The 19203-nt window shown below is 74.2% G+C and carries 17 protein-coding genes; 4 read left to right on the top strand and 13 right to left on the bottom strand.

What is annotated here, in order from left to right:
- Positions 1 to 22: 22 nt before the first annotated feature.
- Both B9S64_RS28580 and B9S64_RS28575 read right to left on the bottom strand, forming a co-directional pair.
- Entirely contained in the window at positions 23 to 403 is a 381-nt protein-coding gene (locus tag B9S64_RS28580) for a PPOX class F420-dependent oxidoreductase (RefSeq protein ID WP_103491409.1), read from the bottom strand.
- A 20-nt stretch (positions 404 to 423) separates the two neighbouring features.
- On the bottom strand, positions 424 to 741 hold the full coding sequence (locus B9S64_RS28575) for a helix-turn-helix domain-containing protein (RefSeq protein WP_103491408.1): 318 nt from the start codon (positions 739 to 741) through the stop codon (positions 424 to 426).
- Between the two features lie 41 nt (positions 742 to 782).
- Between B9S64_RS28575 and map the strand changes: the two genes are divergently transcribed.
- The 3 genes from map (at position 783) to B9S64_RS28560 (ending at position 3202) form a co-directional block, all read left to right on the top strand.
- Positions 783 to 1550: a type I methionyl aminopeptidase gene (gene map, locus B9S64_RS28570; protein ID WP_103491407.1), complete on the top strand. Its 768-nt coding sequence runs from the start codon at positions 783 to 785 to the stop codon at positions 1548 to 1550.
- Between the two features lie 366 nt (positions 1551 to 1916).
- Positions 1917 to 2612 (top strand): hypothetical protein, encoded by a 696-nt coding sequence (locus B9S64_RS28565; protein WP_103489185.1) that lies wholly within the window; start codon positions 1917 to 1919, stop codon positions 2610 to 2612.
- Positions 2609 to 3202, top strand: a complete 594-nt coding sequence (locus B9S64_RS28560; RefSeq protein ID WP_103489186.1) for a hypothetical protein — start codon at positions 2609 to 2611, stop codon at positions 3200 to 3202. Before B9S64_RS28565 ends, B9S64_RS28560 begins: the two co-directional genes overlap by 4 nt.
- Positions 3203 to 3311: 109 nt before the next feature.
- Here B9S64_RS28560 and ggt read toward each other — a convergent pair whose 3' ends face one another.
- Positions 3312 to 5117 carry a gamma-glutamyltransferase gene (gene ggt / locus B9S64_RS28555; protein ID WP_103489187.1) on the bottom strand — a complete coding sequence of 602 codons (1806 nt, stop codon included), beginning with the start codon at positions 5115 to 5117 and terminating at the stop codon, positions 3312 to 3314.
- 104 nt (positions 5118 to 5221) lie between these two features.
- On the opposite strand from ggt, the gene B9S64_RS28550 reads away from it, so the two are divergent.
- Positions 5222 to 5959: a hypothetical protein gene (locus B9S64_RS28550; protein WP_103489188.1), complete on the top strand. Its 738-nt coding sequence runs from the start codon at positions 5222 to 5224 to the stop codon at positions 5957 to 5959.
- 57 nt (positions 5960 to 6016) lie between these two features.
- Here the strand turns inward: B9S64_RS28550 and B9S64_RS28545 are convergent, their stop codons facing one another.
- The 10 genes from B9S64_RS28545 to B9S64_RS28500 form a co-directional block, all read right to left on the bottom strand.
- The gene (locus tag B9S64_RS28545; RefSeq protein ID WP_103489189.1) at positions 6017 to 8926 is read right to left on the bottom strand and encodes an FAD-binding and (Fe-S)-binding domain-containing protein; all 2910 of its coding nucleotides are present in this window, start codon (positions 8924 to 8926) and stop codon (positions 6017 to 6019) included.
- 66 nt (positions 8927 to 8992) lie between these two features.
- Positions 8993 to 10225 carry an L-2-hydroxyglutarate oxidase gene (gene lhgO / locus B9S64_RS28540; RefSeq protein WP_103489190.1) on the bottom strand — a complete coding sequence of 411 codons (1233 nt, stop codon included), beginning with the start codon at positions 10223 to 10225 and terminating at the stop codon, positions 8993 to 8995.
- On the bottom strand, positions 10222 to 11829 hold the full coding sequence (locus B9S64_RS28535) for an aldehyde dehydrogenase family protein (protein ID WP_103489191.1): 1608 nt from the start codon (positions 11827 to 11829) through the stop codon (positions 10222 to 10224). Before B9S64_RS28535 ends, lhgO begins: the two co-directional genes overlap by 4 nt.
- Positions 11826 to 12833, bottom strand: coding sequence for an acetamidase/formamidase family protein (locus tag B9S64_RS28530; protein WP_103489192.1), 1008 nt, complete (start codon positions 12831 to 12833; stop codon positions 11826 to 11828). The genes B9S64_RS28535 and B9S64_RS28530 overlap by 4 nt, the downstream gene beginning before the upstream one ends.
- A complete protein-coding gene (locus B9S64_RS28525; RefSeq protein ID WP_146060051.1) occupies positions 12830 to 13627 on the bottom strand; it encodes an alpha/beta fold hydrolase in 798 nt (265 codons plus the stop codon). Before B9S64_RS28525 ends, B9S64_RS28530 begins: the two co-directional genes overlap by 4 nt.
- Positions 13624 to 14382, bottom strand: coding sequence for a glutamine amidotransferase (locus tag B9S64_RS28520; protein WP_103489194.1), 759 nt, complete (start codon positions 14380 to 14382; stop codon positions 13624 to 13626). The genes B9S64_RS28525 and B9S64_RS28520 overlap by 4 nt, the downstream gene beginning before the upstream one ends.
- A gap of 63 nt (positions 14383 to 14445) precedes the next feature.
- A complete protein-coding gene (locus B9S64_RS28515) occupies positions 14446 to 15393 on the bottom strand; it encodes a nucleoside hydrolase (protein WP_103489195.1) in 948 nt (315 codons plus the stop codon).
- 93 nt (positions 15394 to 15486) lie between these two features.
- The gene (locus tag B9S64_RS28510) at positions 15487 to 16422 is read right to left on the bottom strand and encodes an ABC transporter permease (protein WP_103489196.1); all 936 of its coding nucleotides are present in this window, start codon (positions 16420 to 16422) and stop codon (positions 15487 to 15489) included.
- Complete coding sequence (locus B9S64_RS28505; protein WP_103489197.1) at positions 16419 to 17555, bottom strand: ABC transporter permease; 1137 nt, start codon at positions 17553 to 17555, stop codon at positions 16419 to 16421. Before B9S64_RS28505 ends, B9S64_RS28510 begins: the two co-directional genes overlap by 4 nt.
- On the bottom strand, positions 17552 to 19177 hold the full coding sequence (locus B9S64_RS28500) for an ABC transporter ATP-binding protein (RefSeq protein ID WP_103489198.1): 1626 nt from the start codon (positions 19175 to 19177) through the stop codon (positions 17552 to 17554). The genes B9S64_RS28505 and B9S64_RS28500 overlap by 4 nt, the downstream gene beginning before the upstream one ends.
- Between the last annotated feature and the right edge of the window lie 26 nt (positions 19178 to 19203).

Raw genomic sequence — 19203 nt, 5'->3', positions numbered from 1 at the left:
ACGCATGAGAGGTGACCGGCGATCAGAAGGTGACCGCGATGCCGGTGTGCGGGCGCTTGCCGAGCCGTACGACCATGGCGGGCACGTCCACCAGCCAGAACTTCCAGGTGTACGTGCGGGCGAGCAGCTTGCGCACCGCCGCCGTCCCGGCCGTGTCGAGCAGCCGGGCCGTCCCCTCGGCGCTCGGCGCACCCTCGGCGATCCGCCCGCGTACGTCGCAGACCGTCACCCGGACACGGCTGTCGGCGCGCAGCCGCTTGACCTTCCAGGAGTCGGACCGCGTCCAGATGTACAGCACGTCCCCGTCGACCGCGGACCATACGGGCGTGGCGACGGGGGTGCCGTCCTTGCGGTAGGTGGTCAGGCTGACGTACTCGCTGCGGGCGAAGTCCTGGAGAGTCACGGAGGTGACCCTACTCGGCCCTACGCGATGAGCGGCAGGGCCCCGACCTCCGCCGGTGGCTCTGCCGGGTCCGCCGGACCGGCCGGGTCCACCGGCTCCGCCGTGCACCGGGCGAGCAGGTCGTCCATGGTCAGGCCGAGGGCGCCCGCCAGCGCCGCCACGGTGAAGAAGGCGGGGGTCGGGGCGCGGCCCGTCTCGATCTTGCGCAGGGTCTCGGCGGAGATCCCCGCGCTCGCGGCGACCGCGACCATGCTGCGCGGACCGCGCGCCAGGCGCAGCAGTTCGCCGAGGCGTTCGCCGCGTCGGCGCTCTTCCGGGGTCAGAGGTGTCCGTACCATGCCGTCATTCTAATACCGCTGAGACCGGTATAGTAATTGGCATGGTTCAGCTCAAGACAGATTCATCCATCGAGGCGATGCGCGAGGCCGGCCGGGTCGTGGCCCAGGTGCTCACCGCCGCACGGGAAGCGGCCGTGGTCGGCGTGTCGCCGCGGGAGCTCGACAGCACGGCGCGCGAGGTGCTGCGGGCCGCGGGCGCCACCTCACCGTTCTTCAACTACCGCCCGCACTTCGCGCCCACCCCGTTCCCGGCGGTCATCTGCGTGTCCGTCAACGACGCGATCGTGCACGGCATCCCGACCGGCCAACGGCTGCGTGACGGCGACCTGGTGAGCATCGACGCGGGCGCCACGCTGGACGGCTGGGTGGGTGACTCCGCGATCAGCTTCACGGTCGGCCGGGCCCGCCCCGCCGACACCCGGCTGGTCGACACCGCGTTCGCGGCGCTGGAGGCGGGCATCGCGGCGGCGGTCGTCGGCAACCGGATCGGCGACATCGCCCACGCCGTGGGCACGGTCTGCCGGAGCGCCGGGTACGGGATCATGGAGGGGTACGGCGGGCACGGGGTGGGCCGGTCGATGCACGAGGACCCGTCCGTCCCGAACGAGGGCCGCCCGGGTCGCGGCATGGCCCTGCGGCACGGGATGGTACTGGCCATCGAGCCGATGCTGATCGCGGGCGGAGGCGACGAGTTCCGTCACGACCCGGACGGCTGGACCCTGCGCACGAGCGACGGCAGCCAGGCCGCCCACGCCGAGCACACGGTGGCGATCACCAGGGACGGACCGCGTATCCTCACCGCGCTCTGAGCCTCGGGGCGGCAGGGCCGGGAGCCGTGGCGGGCGCCGCGGGGCCCGCCGGCGGGCCCTGGCCCCCGGCCACCGGCCCCCGGCCACCGGGGACGCTACGAGTTCCGGCCCCCGGGACGGCCGCCCCACCGCGCCCGTGGGGCCGTCACCGGCACCCGGTATCGTTTCGGCCGCGTCGCCCGGACACCGGTACGTACGGAGGTCGCCTCCACCGGTGCCCACGGGCCGCGCCGGGCGCCCGGGACCATGCCGGGCCGCCCGCCGGAGCGGACGACCGGCCCCTCACCCGACGCCCGGGGACATCCGCCCGGAGCCGGAGGACACGGCCAGGCGCGGCCTGCCGCCGGACACGGGGAGAGGGACGGGATGGCACGGAGGAACGCGGGCAGGCACGTCCCGCTGCTCATGGCGTGCGCGCTCATGGCGTGGCAGATCTGGATGCTGTTCCACATCGCCTCCTCAGAGGTGACGCACGTCGTGTGGAGCTGCGACGAGAGCGACTGCGGGACCGACGACCTGGCCGGAGGGGCGCCGATGATGGGCGCCGCGGCGGTCGTCGCGTTCAGCCTGATGGCGCGGCGCTTCCTGCACCACGCGGCCCCCGGTGTGGCGCTCGCACTGGCCGGGACCGCGTTCGCCGGAGGGTGGCGGGCCGCCGTCGGCGCGGGCGACATCCGCGAGGACGAAAGCGTCGACTGGATGATCGGCTGGTTCTCCGCCGGTCACTGGATCACCGTCGCGCAGGCGGTCGCCGCCGCCGGAGCCGTCTGGGCGCTCGTCGGCGGCGCGGTCAGCCTGCGCCGCACCGGCGGTCTGCACCGTCTGCGGCTGGGCCGCCGGCTCGCCGTGTCCGAAGCCTCGCTGACCGGCTGGTCACCGGTGGGGCGCGGGCGCGGCCGGGTCGAGGTCGCCTTCGAGGACGCGGACGGGGTGCGCCGCACCTTCCCCGCCGTGGTCGGACGCCATGCCCTGGGCCGGAAGGCCCTCGCCCTGCATGACGCGGAGCGCCCCGGCGACCGCGCCCGGAACAGGCTCTCCACCCCGCGGAAGAAGGTCCGGTGAACCCCCGCGCCGCGGTCGCCGCGCTGATCACCGGCTGCGCCCTGGCCGCCCTGGTCCACGGCGCCTGGGACGGGCCCCGGTGGCTGCTGCTGGTCGGCCTGAACCTGACGGTCCTGATCCTGGTCGTCCTCGACCTGACCGAACGGGTGGACCCCGGCGGGGCCGCGCTGCCGCTGCGTCCCGGTGGCCGGAACTCGTACGCCCCGGCCGTGGTGCACGGGACGCGGGCCGTCCACCGGGACCCCCGGCTGACCGCACGCGACGCCCGCTCCCCGGACACGGCCTTCGAGTTCGACCTCACCGTCCTGCCCGATGCCCGTCCCCCGTACCGGATCAAGGTGCTGCACCCGCTGGACCTCCAGAACGCCCGCGAGCGCGGGGTGATGGTGGTGGAGTACGACACCCGGCAGCCCTGGAGGGTGGCCGTCCCCCCGCGTCCGCCGTCCGGCCTCGCGGCCCGCGCCGTGAGCCTCGGACCGCCCGAGGCAGAGGCGGAGCGGGTGGTGGCGCCCCGCCGTGCGCCCCGTGTCCTGGTGGGCGGCGCCGTGGTCGCGGCGGTGCTGCTGGCCCTGGTGCGGTTCCTGGGCTGAGGGTTCCGGGGCGGGGCGCGGGAACGGCCCCGCCCGGTCGGGCCGCCCGGTGCGGCCGCCTCCCGTCACCCCGCCCGGTTCAGCCCCCTTCGGTTCAGCCGCGTCGGGTTCAGCCGCGTCCGGTCGGCGTCACCACCATCGCCGAGCCGCCGCCCCGGCGTACCGGCTCCGCCGCGGCGAGCCAGCGCCCGTCCGGCAGCCGTTGCACGCCGGTCGCGGCCCCGATCTCCGGGTTCTCCTTGAAGACGTGGCCCAGCGCCTCCAGCCTGCCGCGCAGGGGGCTGTTCCACAGCGCGGGCTCGATCTCGGTGGCCGCCGCGTTGCGCTGGCTGGCGCGCGGTGCGGCGATCGCGTCGACCAGGGGCAGGCCCCGGTCCAGGTGGCCGGTGAGCGACTGGAGCACGGTGGTGATGATGGTCGCGCCGCCCGGGGAGCCCAGGGCGAGGACCGGCTTCCCGTGCTCCAGCACGATGGTCGGGGAGATCGACGACCGGGGCCGCTTGCCCGGTCCGGGCAGGTTCGGGTCGTGCACCGCGGGATCGGCCGGCGCGAAGGAGAAGTCGGTCAGCTCGTTGTTGAGCAGAAAACCGCGGCCCGGCACAGTGATGCCGCTGCCGCCCGTCTGCTCGATCGTCAGCGTGTAGGCGACGACGTTGCCCCACTTGTCGGCGGTGGTCAGATGGGTCGTGTTCTCGCCCTCGTACGTCGTCGGCGTGGCCGTGCCGCCGGTGGCGCACCGGGTGGGGTGGCGCGGGTCGCCGGGGGCGAGCGGGCTGGTGAGGACGGAGTCGTCCTTGATCAGGCAGGCGCGGGAGTCGGCGAAGCGCTGACCGAGCAGTTCCCGGGTCGGTACGTCCTCGAACGCCGGGTCCCCGACCCAGCGGCCCCGGTCGGCGAACGCGATGCGGCCGGCCTCGATGAGGCGGTGCAGGTACCGCGTCTCGCTCGCCTTCGAAAGGTCCGTGGACTCAAGGATGTTGAACGCCTCCCCCACGGTCGTGCCGCCGGAGGAGGAGGGGGCCATGCCGTAGACGTCGAGGCCCCGGTAGCCGATCCGGGTGGGGGCCTGCCGCAGTGCCCGGTAGGAGGCCAGGTCCTTGGTGGTGAGGTCGCCCGGCCGTACGACCCGGGTGGACCGCGGATCGACCGGGGGTGTGCGGACGGTCTTCACGATGTCCCGGGCCAGCGCGCCCCGGTACAGCTCGTCGACGCCCTTGCGGCCCAAGGTCTCGTAGGTGCGGGCGAGATCGGGGTTCTTCAGGACGGATCCGACCGCCGGTGGACGTCCGCCGGGCAGGAACAGCTCGGCCGTGGCCGGGAAGTCGGCGAAACGTTCCTGGTTCGCGGCGGTCTGGGAGCGGAAGGTCTCGTCCACCACGAAGCCGTCGCGGGCGAGGCGTTCGGCCGGTTCCAGCACCTGCCGCAGTGATTTGCTGCCCCAGGAGTCGAGCGCCTTCTGCCAGGTGGCCGGGGTTCCGGGGGTGCCGACGGCCAGTCCGCTGGTGACGGCCGCGTCGAAGGGGACCGGCTTGCCGTCCTCCAGGAAGAGCGAGGAGTCGGCGCTGCGGGGCGCGGTCTCGCGGCCGTCGACGGTCTGGACGGTGCGGGTCCTGGCGTCGTAGAGGACCAGGTAGCCGCCACCGCCGAGGCCCGCCGAGTAGGGCTCGGTGACGCCGAGCGCCGCCGCAGTGGCCACGGCAGCGTCGACGGCGTTGCCACCCTTGCGGAGCACCTCGACACCGGCGGCCGACGCGTCCGCGTCGACGCTCGACACGGCTCCCCCGTATCCCACCGCGACCGGCGACTTGGGCGGTGGCGCGGCCGGCGCGGAGGCCGCGGGCGCGGCCGCACCGAGAGAGCCGACGACGGCGATCACGCTCAAGAACGACACATTCCGGCCTACGGAACGACGCATCCGTACCTCCAGTGAAGGATCGTCCGCGCAGGGTAACGCCGCCGCCCCCGGATCGTCAGGACCGCCTCGGCCGCACACGGCCATGACCGCTAATATGCGCGGCCATGACGGACGACGTACGCAACATCGTGCTGGGTGTCATAGCCGCGGGTGTCAGCGCCACCCTGGGCTGGTTCACCCGTAGTTACCTCTGGCGCCGCAGGCTCCGCCGTAAGCAGGCCTTCTTCGGGCTGCCGGAGAACTCCGAGTGCCTGCTCGTCGTGAACCGGGACCCCGGCACCGACGGCGCGGTCCACCGCCATGACGTCTTCGCGCTGCTCGAACTCTCCTCGATCGTCAAGGACTGCTCGGCCCACGTCCAGATCCTCTCCCACGACGTCGGCCGGCAGGGCTACGGCGAGCACGCGGAGTTCTGCGTCGGCGGACCCGGGTCCAACCGGCGTACGGCCGCCCATCTGGCGACTCTACTGCCCGGTGTACGGATCAACACGGACCCCGAACCGGGCGAGGACCGTGCGGCCTTCCAGCTGGGCTCGGACCGCTACCGGCTGGAGACCGGCGTCGCCGAGTACGTCCTGCTGGCCCGCCTGACGGGCAGTCAGGACAGTCGTCCCGTCTTCCTGTTCTGCGGCCAGCGGGCCATCGCCAACCAGGCGGCGACCCGCTATCTGGCCCGTAACCACGAGAAGTTGGCGCGCAAACACCGCGCCCACTCCTTCGTCCTGCTGCTCAAGGTGGTCAACTCACAGGCGTACGGCCCTGATGTGGTCGAGGTGGTCGGTGACGTGACCCGCACCGCGCAGACCCCGCCGCCGCCCGCCTCCGACCCGGAGACCGACTGAACCCGCGGCGACCGACTGGACCCGCCGGAACCGGCGCGTTCGGCGACGGCCCCCCGGCTACTCGTCTCCGGGCGGCTCCTCACCGCCGGATCCGGCCAGCAGTTCGGCCAGGTGCACCGGGGTACGGCCGCCGAGCTGCTGGATCTGGGTCCGGCAGCTGAATCCGTCGGCCAGGACCACGGTGTCCGGGGCGGCGGCGCGCAGTGCCGGGAGCAGGGCCTCTTCGGCGGCGGCCACCGAGATGTCGTAGTGCTCGCGCTCGAAGCCGAAGTTGCCGGCCAGCCCGCAGCAGGAGGACGGCACCTGGGTGTTGTCCACGCCCGCGCGGCGCAGCAGTTCCTCGTCGGCGCCGGTGCCGCCGTCCGCGTGCTGGTGGCAGTGCGTCTGGCTCAGTGACCGCGCCCCCACCCTGGGCGGAACGTAGTCCGGGGCCTGTTCGAGGAGGAACTCGGCGAAGGTCCGGACCCGCGCCGCGGTGGCGTGTGCCCGCGGGGTGTCCAGCAGGCGGGGTACGTCGGAGCGCAGCGCGGAGGTGCAGCTCGGCTCCAGTCCGACGACCGGCATGTCCGGTGTCGCGGACAGGGCCTCGACGGCTCGTCCGGCGACCCTGCGGGCCACGCCCAGCTGGCCGGTGGTCATCCAGGTCAGACCGCAGCACTGGGTGCCCGGAGGTACGTGGACCTCGAAGCCCGCGGACTCCAGCACCGTGACGCCGGCCCGCAGCACCTGGGGGCTGAAGTGGTTGTTGAAGGAGTCCACCCAGAGCATCACCGGGCCGCGTTCCCCGCCGGGCGCCGCCGTCCGGCGCCCCCGGAACCAGTTCAGGAAGGTCTCCTCGGCGAAGGCCGGGACGGGCCGCTCGGGCGCGATACCGCCCGCGCGCTTGATCAGCGGTGCCAGCCGGGACCGGGTGACGGCGTTGACCACACGGGGGGCCACCGAGGCGGCCCGGGACCACAGCGGCAGCCAGCCCATCGAGTAGTGGGACAGCGGGCGGATCCTGCGGCGGTAGTGGTGGTGCAGGAACTCGGCCTTGTACGAGGCCATGTCGACCCCGACCGGGCAGTCGGTGCTGCATCCCTTGCAGGAAAGACACAGGTCGAGGGCGTCGCGCACCTCGGTGGAGCGCCATCCGTCGGTGATCACCTCGCCCTGGGTCATCTCGTACAGGAGCCGTGCCCGTCCGCGGGTGGAGTCGCGTTCGTCGCGGGTGACGCGGTAACTCGGGCACATCACCGCACTGCCGACCGCTGTGGTGCGGCACTTGCCGACGCCGACGCAGCGGCCCACGGCGCGCGCGAAGTCCCCGCCGTCCTCGGGGTAGGACAGGACGGTCTCCAGCGGGATCAGCGGCCGGTCGGGGTCCTGGCGCAGGTCGTGGTCGGCTCGCAGGGCGCGGACGATGATGCCGGGGTTCAGCCCGCCCGTGGGGTCCCAGGTGTCCTTGAACCTCTCGAACAGGGCCATGGTGGCGGGCTTGTGGACCAGCGGCAGGAACTCGGACCGGGCCTGGCCGTCGCCGTGCTCGCCCGAGGGTGAGCCGCCGTGCGCGGCGACCAGGCGGGCGGCGTCGGTGAGGAAGGCCCGGAAGATCCCGGTCCCCTCACGGGTGGCGAAGTCGAAGTCGATACGGACGTGCAGGCAGCCTTCGCCGAAGTGCCCGTAGACCGCGCCGCGCAGTCCGTGGCTGTCCAGCAGGGCGTAGAACTCCCGTAGATATGCTCCCAGTTGAGCGGGAGGGACCGCCGCGTCCTCCCAGCCGGGCCAGGCCTCGGAACCGTCGGGGAGCCGGGTGGCAAGACCCGCCCCGTCCTCCCTGACCCGCCACAGGGAGCGCTGCCGTGCCGGGTCCCCCGTGGTGCGGGAAGCGGTGAACCCGGGGGTGCGGGCGGCGGCTTCGGCCAGGGCCTCCGCCTGGGCCAGCGCCTCCTCGGGGGTGTCGGCACCGGTCTCGGCGAAGAGCCACGCGTCTCCGGCGGGCAGCTCCCGCACGGCCTGTTTGGCGTCGGCGCCGCGCACCATCCGGGCCAGGGTGCGGTCCAGTCCCTCCAGCGTCATCGGCGCGTGTTCCAGCAGGGCGGGAACGGCGTCCGCGGCCTGGCAGGCGTCCGGGTAGCCGAGGACGGCGAGGGCCCGGTGGGCGGGACGCCGGACCAGCGAGACGGTGGCCGAGAGGATGACCGCGCAGGTGCCCTCGGAGCCGACGAGGGCGCGTGCGAGGTCGAAGCCGTTCTCCGGCAGCAGGTGTTCCAGCGCGTAGCCGGACACCTGGCGCGGGAAGCGGCCCAGCTCGGTGCGGAGCGGGGCGAGGTTGCCCAGGGCCAGGTCGCGGGCCGCGCCGAGCAGCCGGCCCCGTTCACCGCCCTCGGCGACGGCGGCGTCGAGTTCGGCGCGGGTCGTCGCTCCGACGGTCAGCACGGTGCCGCCGTAGGTGAGCACCTCCAGCTCCACGACGTTGTCGCTGGTGCGCCCCCAGGCCAGGGAGTGCGAGCCGCAGGCGTTGTTGCCGATCATGCCGCCGATGGTGCAGCGGCTGTGGGTGGAGGGGTCGGGGCCGAACAGCAGGCCGTGCGGGGCCGCCGCGGCCTGGAGGTCGTCCAGGACGAGGCCGGGTTCCACCCGGGCGGTGCGGGACTCGGGGTCGAGGGCGAGGACGCGGTTGCAGTGCCGGGAGAAGTCGAGGACGACTCCGGAGCCGACCGCCTGGCCCGATGTGCTGGTGCCGGCGCCTCGGCCGGTGATCGGTACGCCGTGTTCCCGGCAGGCGGCGACCGCGGCGACGATGTCCTCGCGGTCCCGGGGGAAGACCACGGCCAGCGGGGTACGGCGGTAGTTGGAGGCGTCGGCGGAGTACTGCGCGAGGCGGCCGGTCTCGTCCGTCACCTCTCCCCGTACGGTGCGGCGCAGCGCGGCGAGGACGTCCTCGCGGGTGCGGGGCGTGAGGCCGGTGTCCGGTGTCCTGGCCATGTCGGAGGCCTTTCACTGGTTCGGTGCGGTGGTGACGCGGGTACGGGGGCGCGGCCGCCCGTCCGGTCAGGGGAGGGAGGAGTCGGCCAGCCGGGCCGTGATGTGCTCGGCGATGGCCAGACAGGAGGTGGCCGCGGGCGACGGCGCGTTGCGTACGGCGGTGACGCGGCCCGTGGTCTCGATGCGGAAGTCGTCGATGAGGGAGCCGTCCCTCCCGACCGCCTGCGCGCGGACCCCGGCCGGTGCCCGCCGCAGGTCGGCGGCTTGAAGGGCGGGTACGTAGCGGCGGGCCTGGGCGGCGAACCGGCCTCGGGCCAGGGCACCCGGCAACTGGCGGGCGCCCGCCTTCCAGTGGCGTCCGGCCATCCGCAGGGTGCCGGGCCACGACAGGGTTTCGGCGAGGTCCTTCGGCACGAGGTCCCGGCGCCGGTAGCCCTCCCGGGCGAGGGAGAGCAGGGCGTTGGGGCCCACGTCGACCGAGCCGTCGATCCGGCGGGTCAGATGGACGCCGAGGAACGGGTAACGGGGGTCGGGCACCGGGTAGATGAGGCCCCGCACGAGTCCCGCGCGCTCCGGGAGCAGCCGGTAGTACTCGCCGCGGAAGGGGACGATGCGGGGGTCGGCCGATCCGCCTGCCAGGCGGGCGAGGCGGTCGCTGTGCAGCCCGCCGCAGAGGATGAGCCGGTCGGCCCGGAGCTCGGTGCCCTCCGGTGCGGTACCGGGCGGCAGGGTGCTTCCCGGCCCGGTGGTCACCACCACAGCGTCGTCGTCCTGGCGCACGCCCGTCACGGCCCGGCCGGTGCGCACCTCGCCGCCCAGGTTGCGGATGTCCCGCGCCAGGGCGAGGGCCACGCGCCGGAAGTCGATCACGGCGGTGTGCGGGGAGTGCAGGGCGGCCCGGCCCCGGGCCTCGGGCTCGATGGCGCGCAGGCCGTCCGGGCCCAGCAGGGTCAGGCCGGGCACCTGGTTGGCGCGGGCGGTCTCGTACAGCGGGCGCAGCCGTCGTTCCTCCTCCACGTCGGCGGCGACCACCAGCTTTCCGGCCTCCTCGTACGGGATGGCGTGCTCGGCGGCGTACTCGCGCAGCAGCGACCCGCCGCGCCGGCACAGGGTCGCCTTCAGTGAACCCGGTGTGTAGTAGAGGCCCGCGTGCACCACGCCGCTGTTGTGCCCGGTCTGGTGGGTGGCGACCTCGGTCTCCTTCTCCAGGACGGTGACCTCGCAGCCCGGCCGGTCCAGCAGGAGGCGGCGGGCCACGGCCAGTCCGACGATTCCGGCGCCGGCGATCGCGTACCTCATCGGTTCGTCCTTCCGGGGCCGGGCAGCGGGACGCCGTCCAGGCGGAAGGGCACGGTGTGGGGGCCCGCACCGTCGTTCCCGTCGGCCGTCCGCAGTTCGTCGGGCAGGAATCCGGCCGGGACCCCCTGGTAGGCGACGGGGCGCAGCCAGCGGCCGATGGCGGCGGCGCCGACGCTGGTGGTCGCGGAGTCGGTGGAGGCGGGGTAGCCGCCGCCGTGCTGGGTGGCCCAGCCGACGCGCAGACCGCAGGTGGCGTCGTTCCACACGACCCGGCCGGCTCCGGCGGCGAGCAGGGGCAGCAGGGCGCGGGCGGTGTCCGCGTCGGTGTCGTCGGCGTGCAGGGCGCACACCAGGGACGGGGCGAGGGCGGTGAGGGCGGCGGTCAGGTCCTCGGTGTCCCGGTAGCGGACGACCAGCGCGCAGGGTCCGAAGCACTCCTCGGTCAGAACGCTCCCGGGGTCCTCCCGCAGTGTGGCGGCGCCGGTGGTGAGCAGTACCGGCGGTACGGGGTCGGCGGGGTCTGTCCCGGCCGGCCGGTGGCGGGTCAGCACCCGGACTCCGGGGAGGGCCGCGCGTTCGGCGGTGCCCAGGACGTAGGCGGCCCGGATCGAGGGGTTGAGGAGGACCGGCCAGGCGGCTTCGGCGACCCGGGCCGACAGCGCCTCCAGGACGGCGTCGCCGTCGGCGCCCTCCGGCAGGAAGAGCAGCCCGGCCTTGGTGCACACCTGGCCGCCGCGCGTCAGGACGGAGTCGGCCAGCACCCCGGCCAGGGCGGCGGGACGGTCGCGGGCCGCCGCGGGCAGGACGACGGCGGGGTTGACGCTGCCCAGTTCGCCGTAGAACGGGATGGGCGACGGCCGGGCGGCGCAGAGGTCGAACAGGGCGCGCCCGCCGCCGACGGAGCCGGTGAACCCGACGGCCGTGAGCTGCGGGGACCGTACGAGATCGATGCCGGCCCGGAACCCGGCCACCATGGTCACGACATCGGCGGGCGCCCCCGCCCCGGTCGCGGCGCGGCGCAGGGCGGCCAGCACCAGGGCGCAGGTCCTCGGGTGGGAGGGGTGCTCCTTGGCGACGACCGGGCACCCGGCGGCGAGCGCCGAGGCGGTGTCGCCGCCCGCGACACCGTAGGCGAAGGGGAAGTTGCTGGCGCCGAAGACGGCGACCGGACCCAGCGGCACCAGCCAGCGGCGCACCGGGGGGAAGGCGGTGCCGTCCTCGGCGCGCGTGTCGACGGCCACGCCGAGGTAGGAGCCCTCGTCGAGGACCCGTCCGAACAGCCGGAGCTGGTCGGCGGTGCGGGCGATCTCGGCGAGCAGCACGGGCACGCCGAGCGCGGTCTCCTCGTCGGCGGTGGCGGCGAGCCGTTCGCGGTCGGCCCACAGGGCGTCCGCCATGGCCGCCAGCAGACGGCTCCGGCCGGTCCGCCCGAGGGCCGCCAGGAGCGGGGCGGTGCGGGCGACTCGGGCCGTGGCCTCGGTGACCTCGTACAGCCCGTCGGGGGCGGCGGTGTGCGGGGCGTCGGTGTGGGCGGCCGGGCCGCTCATCGGGCCGTCCGGGGTGGCGGGGTGCGGGGCGTCGGGGCGCGTGGCCGGGCCGCTCATCGGTCCTCCTCCGGGTGGCGCAGCCGGTCGTGCAGTCCCGACATGAGCCGGGGCGCGCCGGGCAGCAGCGTCTTGGGGAGGGCGACGGTCACGGTGTACGACGGGTTGACCAGGTTCCCGAGGCGCGTCACGCAGCCCTGGGACACCAGTTGGTAGGCGTCCTCCCGTGGCAGCCCGCAGGCCGACGCGACCCAGAGCACCAGGGTGTTCAGGGCGACGCGCACGGCCTCCTCCAGCGGCCGGCCGCAGCCCACCGCGATGATCTCGTCGTCGGTCTCCAGCCGGGGCCAGTCGAAGCCCTCGGCGTCCGGGTGCGCGGCGTCGAGCACCCCCGCCCGCAGCCGGGTGCGCATCGCGCCCTCGACGGCCGTACCGGCGAACTCGCCGTCTCCCTGCGCGTAGTGGCCGTCGCCGATGCTGAGCAGCGCGCCGTCCGTGTTCGCCTTCAGGTAGAGGGTGGCGCCGGCGGCCACGGCGGGGATGTCGAGGTTGCCGCCGTAGGCGTCGGGGACGGTGCTGGTGCGGACCTCGCCGTGGGCGGGGGCGACGGCGACGGTGCCGTGGAAGGGGCGCAGCGGTACCTGGAGCCGCCGCCCGTCCTCGGTGGTGGTCGCCACCGTGCCGGAGTCCGGGTCGGTCCGCCAGATCCAGACGCGTTCCCCGGTCTCCGGCTGGAGGTTGGGGCTGCCACGGGTCCCGGAAAGGGCTCCGAAGCCCGGGGAGAGGGTGGACACGCCCCAGGTGCGGGCCGGTTCCAGTGCGGCCAGGTGTACGGCGACGATGTCGCCGGCGCGTACCCCGGACAGCTCCACCGGGCCGGTGAGCGGGTTGACCCGGGGGAAGGGCGCGACCTCCCGGGGCCGGTCGGTGACGGCGGTGATCCGTCCGGAGAAGCAGTCCTCGGTGAAGACCTGGAACTCCTCCCACAGCGGGACCGTCACGTACGCGGGCCGGCCTCCGACGGTGAAGGCGTAGTCCTCGGGGCCCGGTTCGACGCGGATCATCGTCCGGCCGCCTTTCTGTGCAGTCGCTCGACCAGCGCGGTGAAGGCGCCGAGGTCGTCGCGGTGGATGCTGTGTCCGGCCTTCTCCACGGTGACGACGGAGTCCTGTCCGACGGCCCCGACGAGAGCGGCCACGTCCTCGGCGGGCACGAAGCGGCTGGTGCCGGGGAGCAGCCAGGCCGTGGGCTGCCGGGCGGCGATCCGGGCCGCCGCGGGGCGCTGGTCCCAGGGGGCGTTCCCGGCGAAGGCCGCACGGGCCCCGTCCCAGTGCACCTGTTCCAGGCTGAGGATCTTTCCGGCGGCGTCCTTGCGGCTCCAGCCGGGGTTGAGCTCCAGGGTGCCCTCGACGGTCCGGGGCAGGTTCAGGCGGTCCCACTCCAGCATGGCGGTGGGGGTCGCCGCGTCGGGCTGGTGCGAGACGGGGTCCTCCAGCAGCAGGGCACGCGGGCGGAAGACGCCGCGCAGGACCCCTTCCTGGGCGAGGTAGCCGCCGAAGGAGTGGCCGACCAGGACGTCCATGGCCGCGGGCAGCACCCGCCGCAGGTCGGCCAGGAGGGTGGCGGTGTCGTACCCGGTCGCGGGGCGGGGGCTCTCGCCGTGTCCGCGCAGCTCCGGTGCCAGGACGTGGAAGCCCAGTTCCGCGAGGCGGGGACCCGCGTCGGTCCAGGAGGAGGCGTTGGAGGTGATGCCGTGCAGGCAGACGACCAGGGGGTCGCCGGGCCTGCCCCAGGAGGCCCGGTTCAGCCATACGGTGCCCGGCTCGGGGGCCGGTCCCCCGGGGGTGGCGGGCGTCATCGGCCGGCCCCCGCCGCCCAGGAGACCATGCCGTCCCACAGCGGGCCGTACCCCGTCCAGTCGGTGAAGGCCGGCGGGGCCCAGTGCGGGCCGCAGTCGGAGGTGAAGGCGACGGAGCGGCCCTTGCCGTAGGACCAGGTGGCGACCAGCGGGTCGCCGCCGACGGAGACCACCAGGTCGGCCTCGGGGCGGGCGACGACGGCGTTGTAGCCGAGCAGGTGCGGCCATGTGCCGGGGACGCCCGCGAGGACGGGGTGGCCGGGCATGTCCACCTCGGGCACGACACCCGCCGGGCGTTCGGCCCGGTCGTCGTGGGGGTGCATCGTGACGGGCAGGGCGTCCTCCACCGGCGTACCCGCGTAGCGGGCCTTGGCGTCGACGCCCTGGAAGGTGAGGTATCCGCCGACCATGATCAGCCCGCCGCCGTCGTGGACCCAGTCGCGGAGCACCGCGAGCCGGTCGGGACGGGCCACCGACTTGGTGAAGGTCTCCGGGTGCAGCAGCAGTGTGTTCGCGCCCACGTCACTGATGATGACGCAGTCGTACGCGGACAGCTCCTCGGTGGTGGAGGGGAAGTCGGTGGCGGCGACGTGCGCGGGCTGGTAGGTGACGTCCCAGCCGGCGGCCTCCAGCGCGTCGCGCAGCCAGCGGACGCCTTCGGCGTACTCCGTGGTGGTGAAGCTGTCGAAGCCCTTGTGGTGGACGCTGTGGACGGTCCAGGACTCGCCGGCGATCAGTACGGACTTGCGGCTCACTGTGGTGGCTCCTTCATGGGTGCCCCGGAGCGGCCGGGGCGGGGTGGTCGGGGGTGCGGTGGCTCAGGCGGTGGCCGGGGCGGGCAGCCGGGCCAGGGCGTCGGCGAGGGCCGCGTGCGTGCGGGGCGTGTCCAGCCGGACGACGACTCCGGTACGGGCCTGGAGCGCGGAGCGTCCGCCGAGGTCGATGACCGTCCTGCCGTACGTGTGCCGGCCGTCGAGTTCGACGTCCACGCGCACGGTGCGCGTCTCGCCCAGCGACGGGTCGGCGGCGTAGAGCACGGCGCAGGGGTCGTGCAGCGGTACGGGGACGGGTCCGAACGGGCCGGGGCGGTGGACCCGGCGCATCGATTCGAGCAGTTCCGAGGCGAGCGGTACGCGGGCGGCGGGGCCGGCCGCGATCCGCTCGGTGAGGGCGTCGTCCACCGGGACGGCTCCGGTGGCCTCGACCGGCAGCAGCGTGACGGGGACCTCGCCGCCGAGCACGACGGCGGCGGCCTCGGGGTCGCACCAGATGTTGAACTCGGCGGCCGCGGTCTTGCCGCCCAGGCCCCAGGCCCCGCCGAGGCTGACGATCCGGGCGATGTTACGGCCGGTGGCGGGGTCCCGGCGCAGCGCGGACGCGAGGTTGGTGAGGGGGCCGGTGGTGACGACGGTCAGCCCGGGGTTCTCGCGTGCCGTGTCGATGATCAGCTCGACGGAGTGGCGGGGGTCGTGGCCGAGGGCCGGGAGGTCGTCGCGGAGACGGTCCAGACCGCCGTCGAGGTCGAGAACTCCGGCGAGCACCTGGTCGCGGACGAGGGGCAGTTCGCTGCCCCGGGCGACGGGGACACCGTGGGCCCCGGCGGCGTACAGGGCCACCGCGGCGTTGTGCGCGGTCCGCTCGGCGGGCAGGTGGCCGGCCAGGGTGGTGACGGCCAGCAGGTCGATTCCGGGGTGGCCGACCGCGGCGAGGACGGCCAGCGCGGTGTCGTTGCCGGGATCGCAGTCGTACAGGAGGGGAAGGGCCATGACGGGTGGTGCCTTTCTGGGCGGCGGCGCGCCGGGGGTCGGGTTCCGGCGCGCCGCCGGGTTCGGGTGGGCCGCTGAGGGAAGCGGGGCGGGTCAGACGGCGACGCCGTCCGCCGCTTCCTGGGGGGTGCGGCTCCTGCGGGCGGTGCGGATCCTGCGGAAGAGCCCCATCCGCGCGGCGGTGAGCGCCAGGATGGCCGCGATGTACGGGACGGCGAGCACCAGTTGGTTGGGGATGGCCCCGCCCTGGAGCCGGTCGCCCGCTGCGCCCGCCACACCGAACAGCGTCGAGGCGCCGAGCGAGCCGGCCGGAGTCGCGCCGCCGAAGAGCATGGCCGCCAGTCCGAGGAAGCCCCGGCCGCTGGTCATGTCCGGGAGGAAGAAGTGCAGGGCCGCCATGGACAGTTGGGCACCGGCGAGGCCGCCGAGCAGCCCGCTCAGGAGCACGGCCGTCATCCGGGCCCTCCCCACGCTGATACCGGCGGCGCGGGCCGCGTGTTCGTCCTCTCCGGCGGCGCGCATCGCGTAGCCGATCGGGGTGCGGTAGAGCAGCAGCCAGGAGAGCGGTACGAGGGCGAGGGCGAGCAGGACGATCACGCTCTGGCCGTCGAGGGCGGGGCCGACGAAGGGGATGGCGCGCAGCCAGTCCCCCGAGACGCTCCACAGTTCGGGGAACTCGTCGGGGCGCAGTCCGCCGGGGTTCTCGTAGACGCGTTCCAGCAGGAAGACCGTGACCCCGCCGGCGAGCAGGTTGATGCCGAGACCGGCGACGAGCGGGTTGGCGTTGAGCCGTAGGGTGAAGATGCCGAACAGCAGGGACATCAGGACCCCGGCTCCGACGGCCGCCAGGACGGCGACACCGACGCTTCCGGTGACCTGGCCGACCGCGATGGCGACGAACGCCGCCATCAGCATCATGCCCTCGACGGCCACGTTGAGGATCCTGGCCTGCTGGGTGAACATCGCGGCGAGAGCCGCCAGGAGCACCGGCACGGTCTGGATCAGCACGGCACTGGTGAAGCCGCTCATGCGGAAACCTCCTTGGCCTGGCCGCGCCGGCGCCTGCGCCGTACCTCGACCGTCATGAGCAGGACCAGCAGGCCGGTCAGCAGGCTGACGAGCGAACGCGGGACGTTCGTGGCGATCTGCATGTAGGCGGCGCCGTTGAGCATGGCCGCGTAGAAGAGGCTGGTGAGCAGGACGCCGACGGGGTGCAGCCGGGCGAGCAGGGCGACGGTGAGCGCGATCAGGCCGAACTCCGGGGAGAAGTTCTGCTCGAAGCGGTGCCCGGTGCCGAGCACGTACACCGCGCCGGCCACACCGGCCAGGGCGCCGGAGAGCAGCATCGACAGGATGATCTCCCGGCGGCCCCGGACGCCGACCGTCTCGGCGAACCGGAGGTTGGTGCCGGCGGCGCGCAGGTCGGCGCCCCACACGGTGCGGAAGAGCAGCAGCCAGGCGGCCGGTACCAGCAGGAGCGCGATCACGAACCCGATGTTCCCGGTGGGCAGTCCGGGGATGGCGGGGAGCCAGGACTGCTCGGGCAGCATGCGGCTGGTGGCGCCGTACGCCTCGGGGTCGCGCAGCGGGTTCGCCACGAGGTAGCTGGTGAACAGGATCGCGATGAAGTTCAGCATCAGGGTGATGACGACCTCGTCGACGCCCCAGGTGACCTTGAGGATCGCGGGGATCCAGGCGAGCAGCGCGCCCGCGACGACGCCCGCGGCCACGCAGGCCACGATGAGCAGGGGGCCGGGCAGGCCGGGCAGGGCCAGTCCGGTCGCGGCGGCGGCCACCGCGCCGACGTAGAGCTGTCCTTCGCCTCCGACGTTGAAGACACCGGCCCGGAAGGAGAAGACGATACCGAGGGCGATCAGCAGCAGGGGCGCCGAACGCATCAGCAGGTTGCCGAAGTTGGCGGGGGTGGAGAAGTTCGCGACGAACAGCTGCTCGTAGGCGTGGAGCGGCTGGTCGGAGACGAGCAGGACGATTCCGAAGCCGAGGACCAGGGTCAGCGCCACGGAGAACAGCGGCTTGCGCACCGACGCCCAGATCTCGCGGATCCTGCGCGCGGACTCGGCGGGACCGGCCGGGCCCCCGGGGCCGGGGGGCTTCGGCGCGAGGCCGTGGTCGGTGGTGCTGGTGGTGGGAGTCGTCGTCATGACGCCGCCTTCCGTTCGGTTCCCGTGCCCGCCTGGGCCGTGGCGCCGCCGGGGTCGTCCGTACCGGACCCTCCGGTGCCGGCGCCGGTGGCGCCGCTCATGGCGAGTCCGAGGCGGGTCTCGGTGGCCTCCGCCGTGTCGATCACCTCGACCAGCCGGCCCTGGAGCATGACGCCGATGCGGTCCGAGAGGGCCAGCACCTCGCTCAGCTCGGAGGAGATCAGCAGGACGGCGGTGCCGCGGGTGGCGGCGGCGAGGATCTGGCGGTGCACGAACTCGCTGGCCCCGATGTCGACGCCACGGGTGGGCTGGGCGACCACCAGCAGGGCGGGTTCGCGGGCGAGTTCCCGGGCCACCACGACCTTCTGCATGTTGCCGCCGGACAGGGTGCCCACCGGGGTGTCCGGTTGGGCGCCCCGGATGTCGAACTCGGTGATCCGGCCGCTCGCGTACGCGCGCAGGGCGCTCTGCGAGACAATGCCGCGCCGGACGAGCCCGGCCCGGCGGTAGTTGGAGGCCCCGAGGTTCTCGGCCACCGACATCTCGGGGCTCAGGCCCCGGTCGAGCCGGTCCTCGGGGATGAAGGCGGTGCCGGCCTCGCGGCGCTCGCGGGGCGTCGCCGAGGTGAGGTCCCGGCCGTCGAGGAGGACCCGTCCGCCGGTGATCCGGCGCAGCCCGGTGACGGCCTCGGCCAGTTCCGTCTGGCCGTTGCCCTCGATCCCCGCGATGCCCAGGATCTCGCCGGGCCGGATGGTGAGGGCGACCTCGTCGAGGGTGCGGCGCCCTTCGGCGTTCTCGCAGCTGACGGCGTCGAGTTCGAGCAGGGCGGGTACGCCGTCGAAGGCGCCCGCGGTGGTCTGCCGGCGGTCGGCCATGAAGACGGAGCGCCCGACCATCAGTCCGGCGATCTCCGACTCGGCCAGTCCCTCGGTGTCGCGGGTGCCGACGCTGAGGCCGTGCCGGATGACGGTGACCCGGTCGGCGACGGCCTTGACCTCGCGCAGTTTGTGGGTGATGAACAGCACCGTGCGGCCGCGTTCGCGCAGTCCGGCGATGACGTCCATCAGTTCGTCGACCTCGGCCGGGGTGAGGACCGCGGTCGGCTCGTCGAGGATCAGGATCTCCGCGTCGAAGGCCAGGGCCTTCACGATCTCGACCCGCTGGCGCTGGCCGACGGTCAGCTCGCTCACCCTCTGGTCGGGGTCGAGCGGAAAGCCGTAACGTTCCAGCAGCTCGCCGGCGGCCCGGCGCATCGCACGGCGGTCGGCCAGCAGTCCCCAGCGGCGGGGCTGGCGGCCGAGGTAGATGTTCTCGGCGACGGTCATCGAGGGCACCAGCGTGAAGTGCTGGTGCACCATGCCGATGCCGAGCCGGGAGGCTCCGGCGGGCCCGTCGATCCGCTCCGGCCGGCCACGCACGGTGATCTCGCCGGAGTCGGGCTGGTGGATGCCGACGAGGATGTTCATCAGGGTGGACTTGCCCGCGCCGTTCTCACCGCACAGCGCGTGCACCTCACCGGCCGTGACCTCCAGGTCCATCGAGTCGATGGCGACCTTGGGGCCGAACGTCTTGCGGATTCCCCGCAGCCGGAGCACAGGGGCTCCGGTGGTCGTGCTGTCCATGTCGTTCCTTCCGCCGGGCCGGCCGG

The organism is Streptomyces sp. SM18 (assembly GCF_002910775.2).
Taxonomy (GTDB): domain Bacteria; phylum Actinomycetota; class Actinomycetes; order Streptomycetales; family Streptomycetaceae; genus Streptomyces; species Streptomyces halstedii.
The sequence above is the reverse complement of the archived record's forward strand: the minus strand, read 5'-3'. Positions and strand labels throughout refer to the sequence as shown.

Coding starts and splice junctions, on each gene's coding strand:
- B9S64_RS28575 (WP_103491408.1), bottom strand. CDS start 741: ATGGTACGGACACCTCTGACCCCGGAAGAGCGCCGACGCGGCGAACGC.
- map (WP_103491407.1), top strand. CDS start 783: ATGGTTCAGCTCAAGACAGATTCATCCATCGAGGCGATGCGCGAGGCC.
- B9S64_RS28565 (WP_103489185.1), top strand. CDS start 1,917: ATGGCACGGAGGAACGCGGGCAGGCACGTCCCGCTGCTCATGGCGTGC.
- ggt (WP_103489187.1), bottom strand. CDS start 5,117: ATGCGTCGTTCCGTAGGCCGGAATGTGTCGTTCTTGAGCGTGATCGCC.
- B9S64_RS28550 (WP_103489188.1), top strand. CDS start 5,222: ATGACGGACGACGTACGCAACATCGTGCTGGGTGTCATAGCCGCGGGT.
- B9S64_RS28545 (WP_103489189.1), bottom strand. CDS start 8,926: ATGGCCAGGACACCGGACACCGGCCTCACGCCCCGCACCCGCGAGGAC.
- lhgO (WP_103489190.1), bottom strand. CDS start 10,225: ATGAGGTACGCGATCGCCGGCGCCGGAATCGTCGGACTGGCCGTGGCC.
- B9S64_RS28535 (WP_103489191.1), bottom strand. CDS start 11,829: ATGAGCGGCCCGGCCACGCGCCCCGACGCCCCGCACCCCGCCACCCCG.
- B9S64_RS28530 (WP_103489192.1), bottom strand. CDS start 12,833: ATGATCCGCGTCGAACCGGGCCCCGAGGACTACGCCTTCACCGTCGGA.
- B9S64_RS28525 (WP_146060051.1), bottom strand. CDS start 13,627: ATGACGCCCGCCACCCCCGGGGGACCGGCCCCCGAGCCGGGCACCGTA.
- B9S64_RS28515 (WP_103489195.1), bottom strand. CDS start 15,393: ATGGCCCTTCCCCTCCTGTACGACTGCGATCCCGGCAACGACACCGCG.
- B9S64_RS28510 (WP_103489196.1), bottom strand. CDS start 16,422: ATGAGCGGCTTCACCAGTGCCGTGCTGATCCAGACCGTGCCGGTGCTC.
- B9S64_RS28505 (WP_103489197.1), bottom strand. CDS start 17,555: ATGACGACGACTCCCACCACCAGCACCACCGACCACGGCCTCGCGCCG.
- B9S64_RS28500 (WP_103489198.1), bottom strand. CDS start 19,177: ATGGACAGCACGACCACCGGAGCCCCTGTGCTCCGGCTGCGGGGAATC.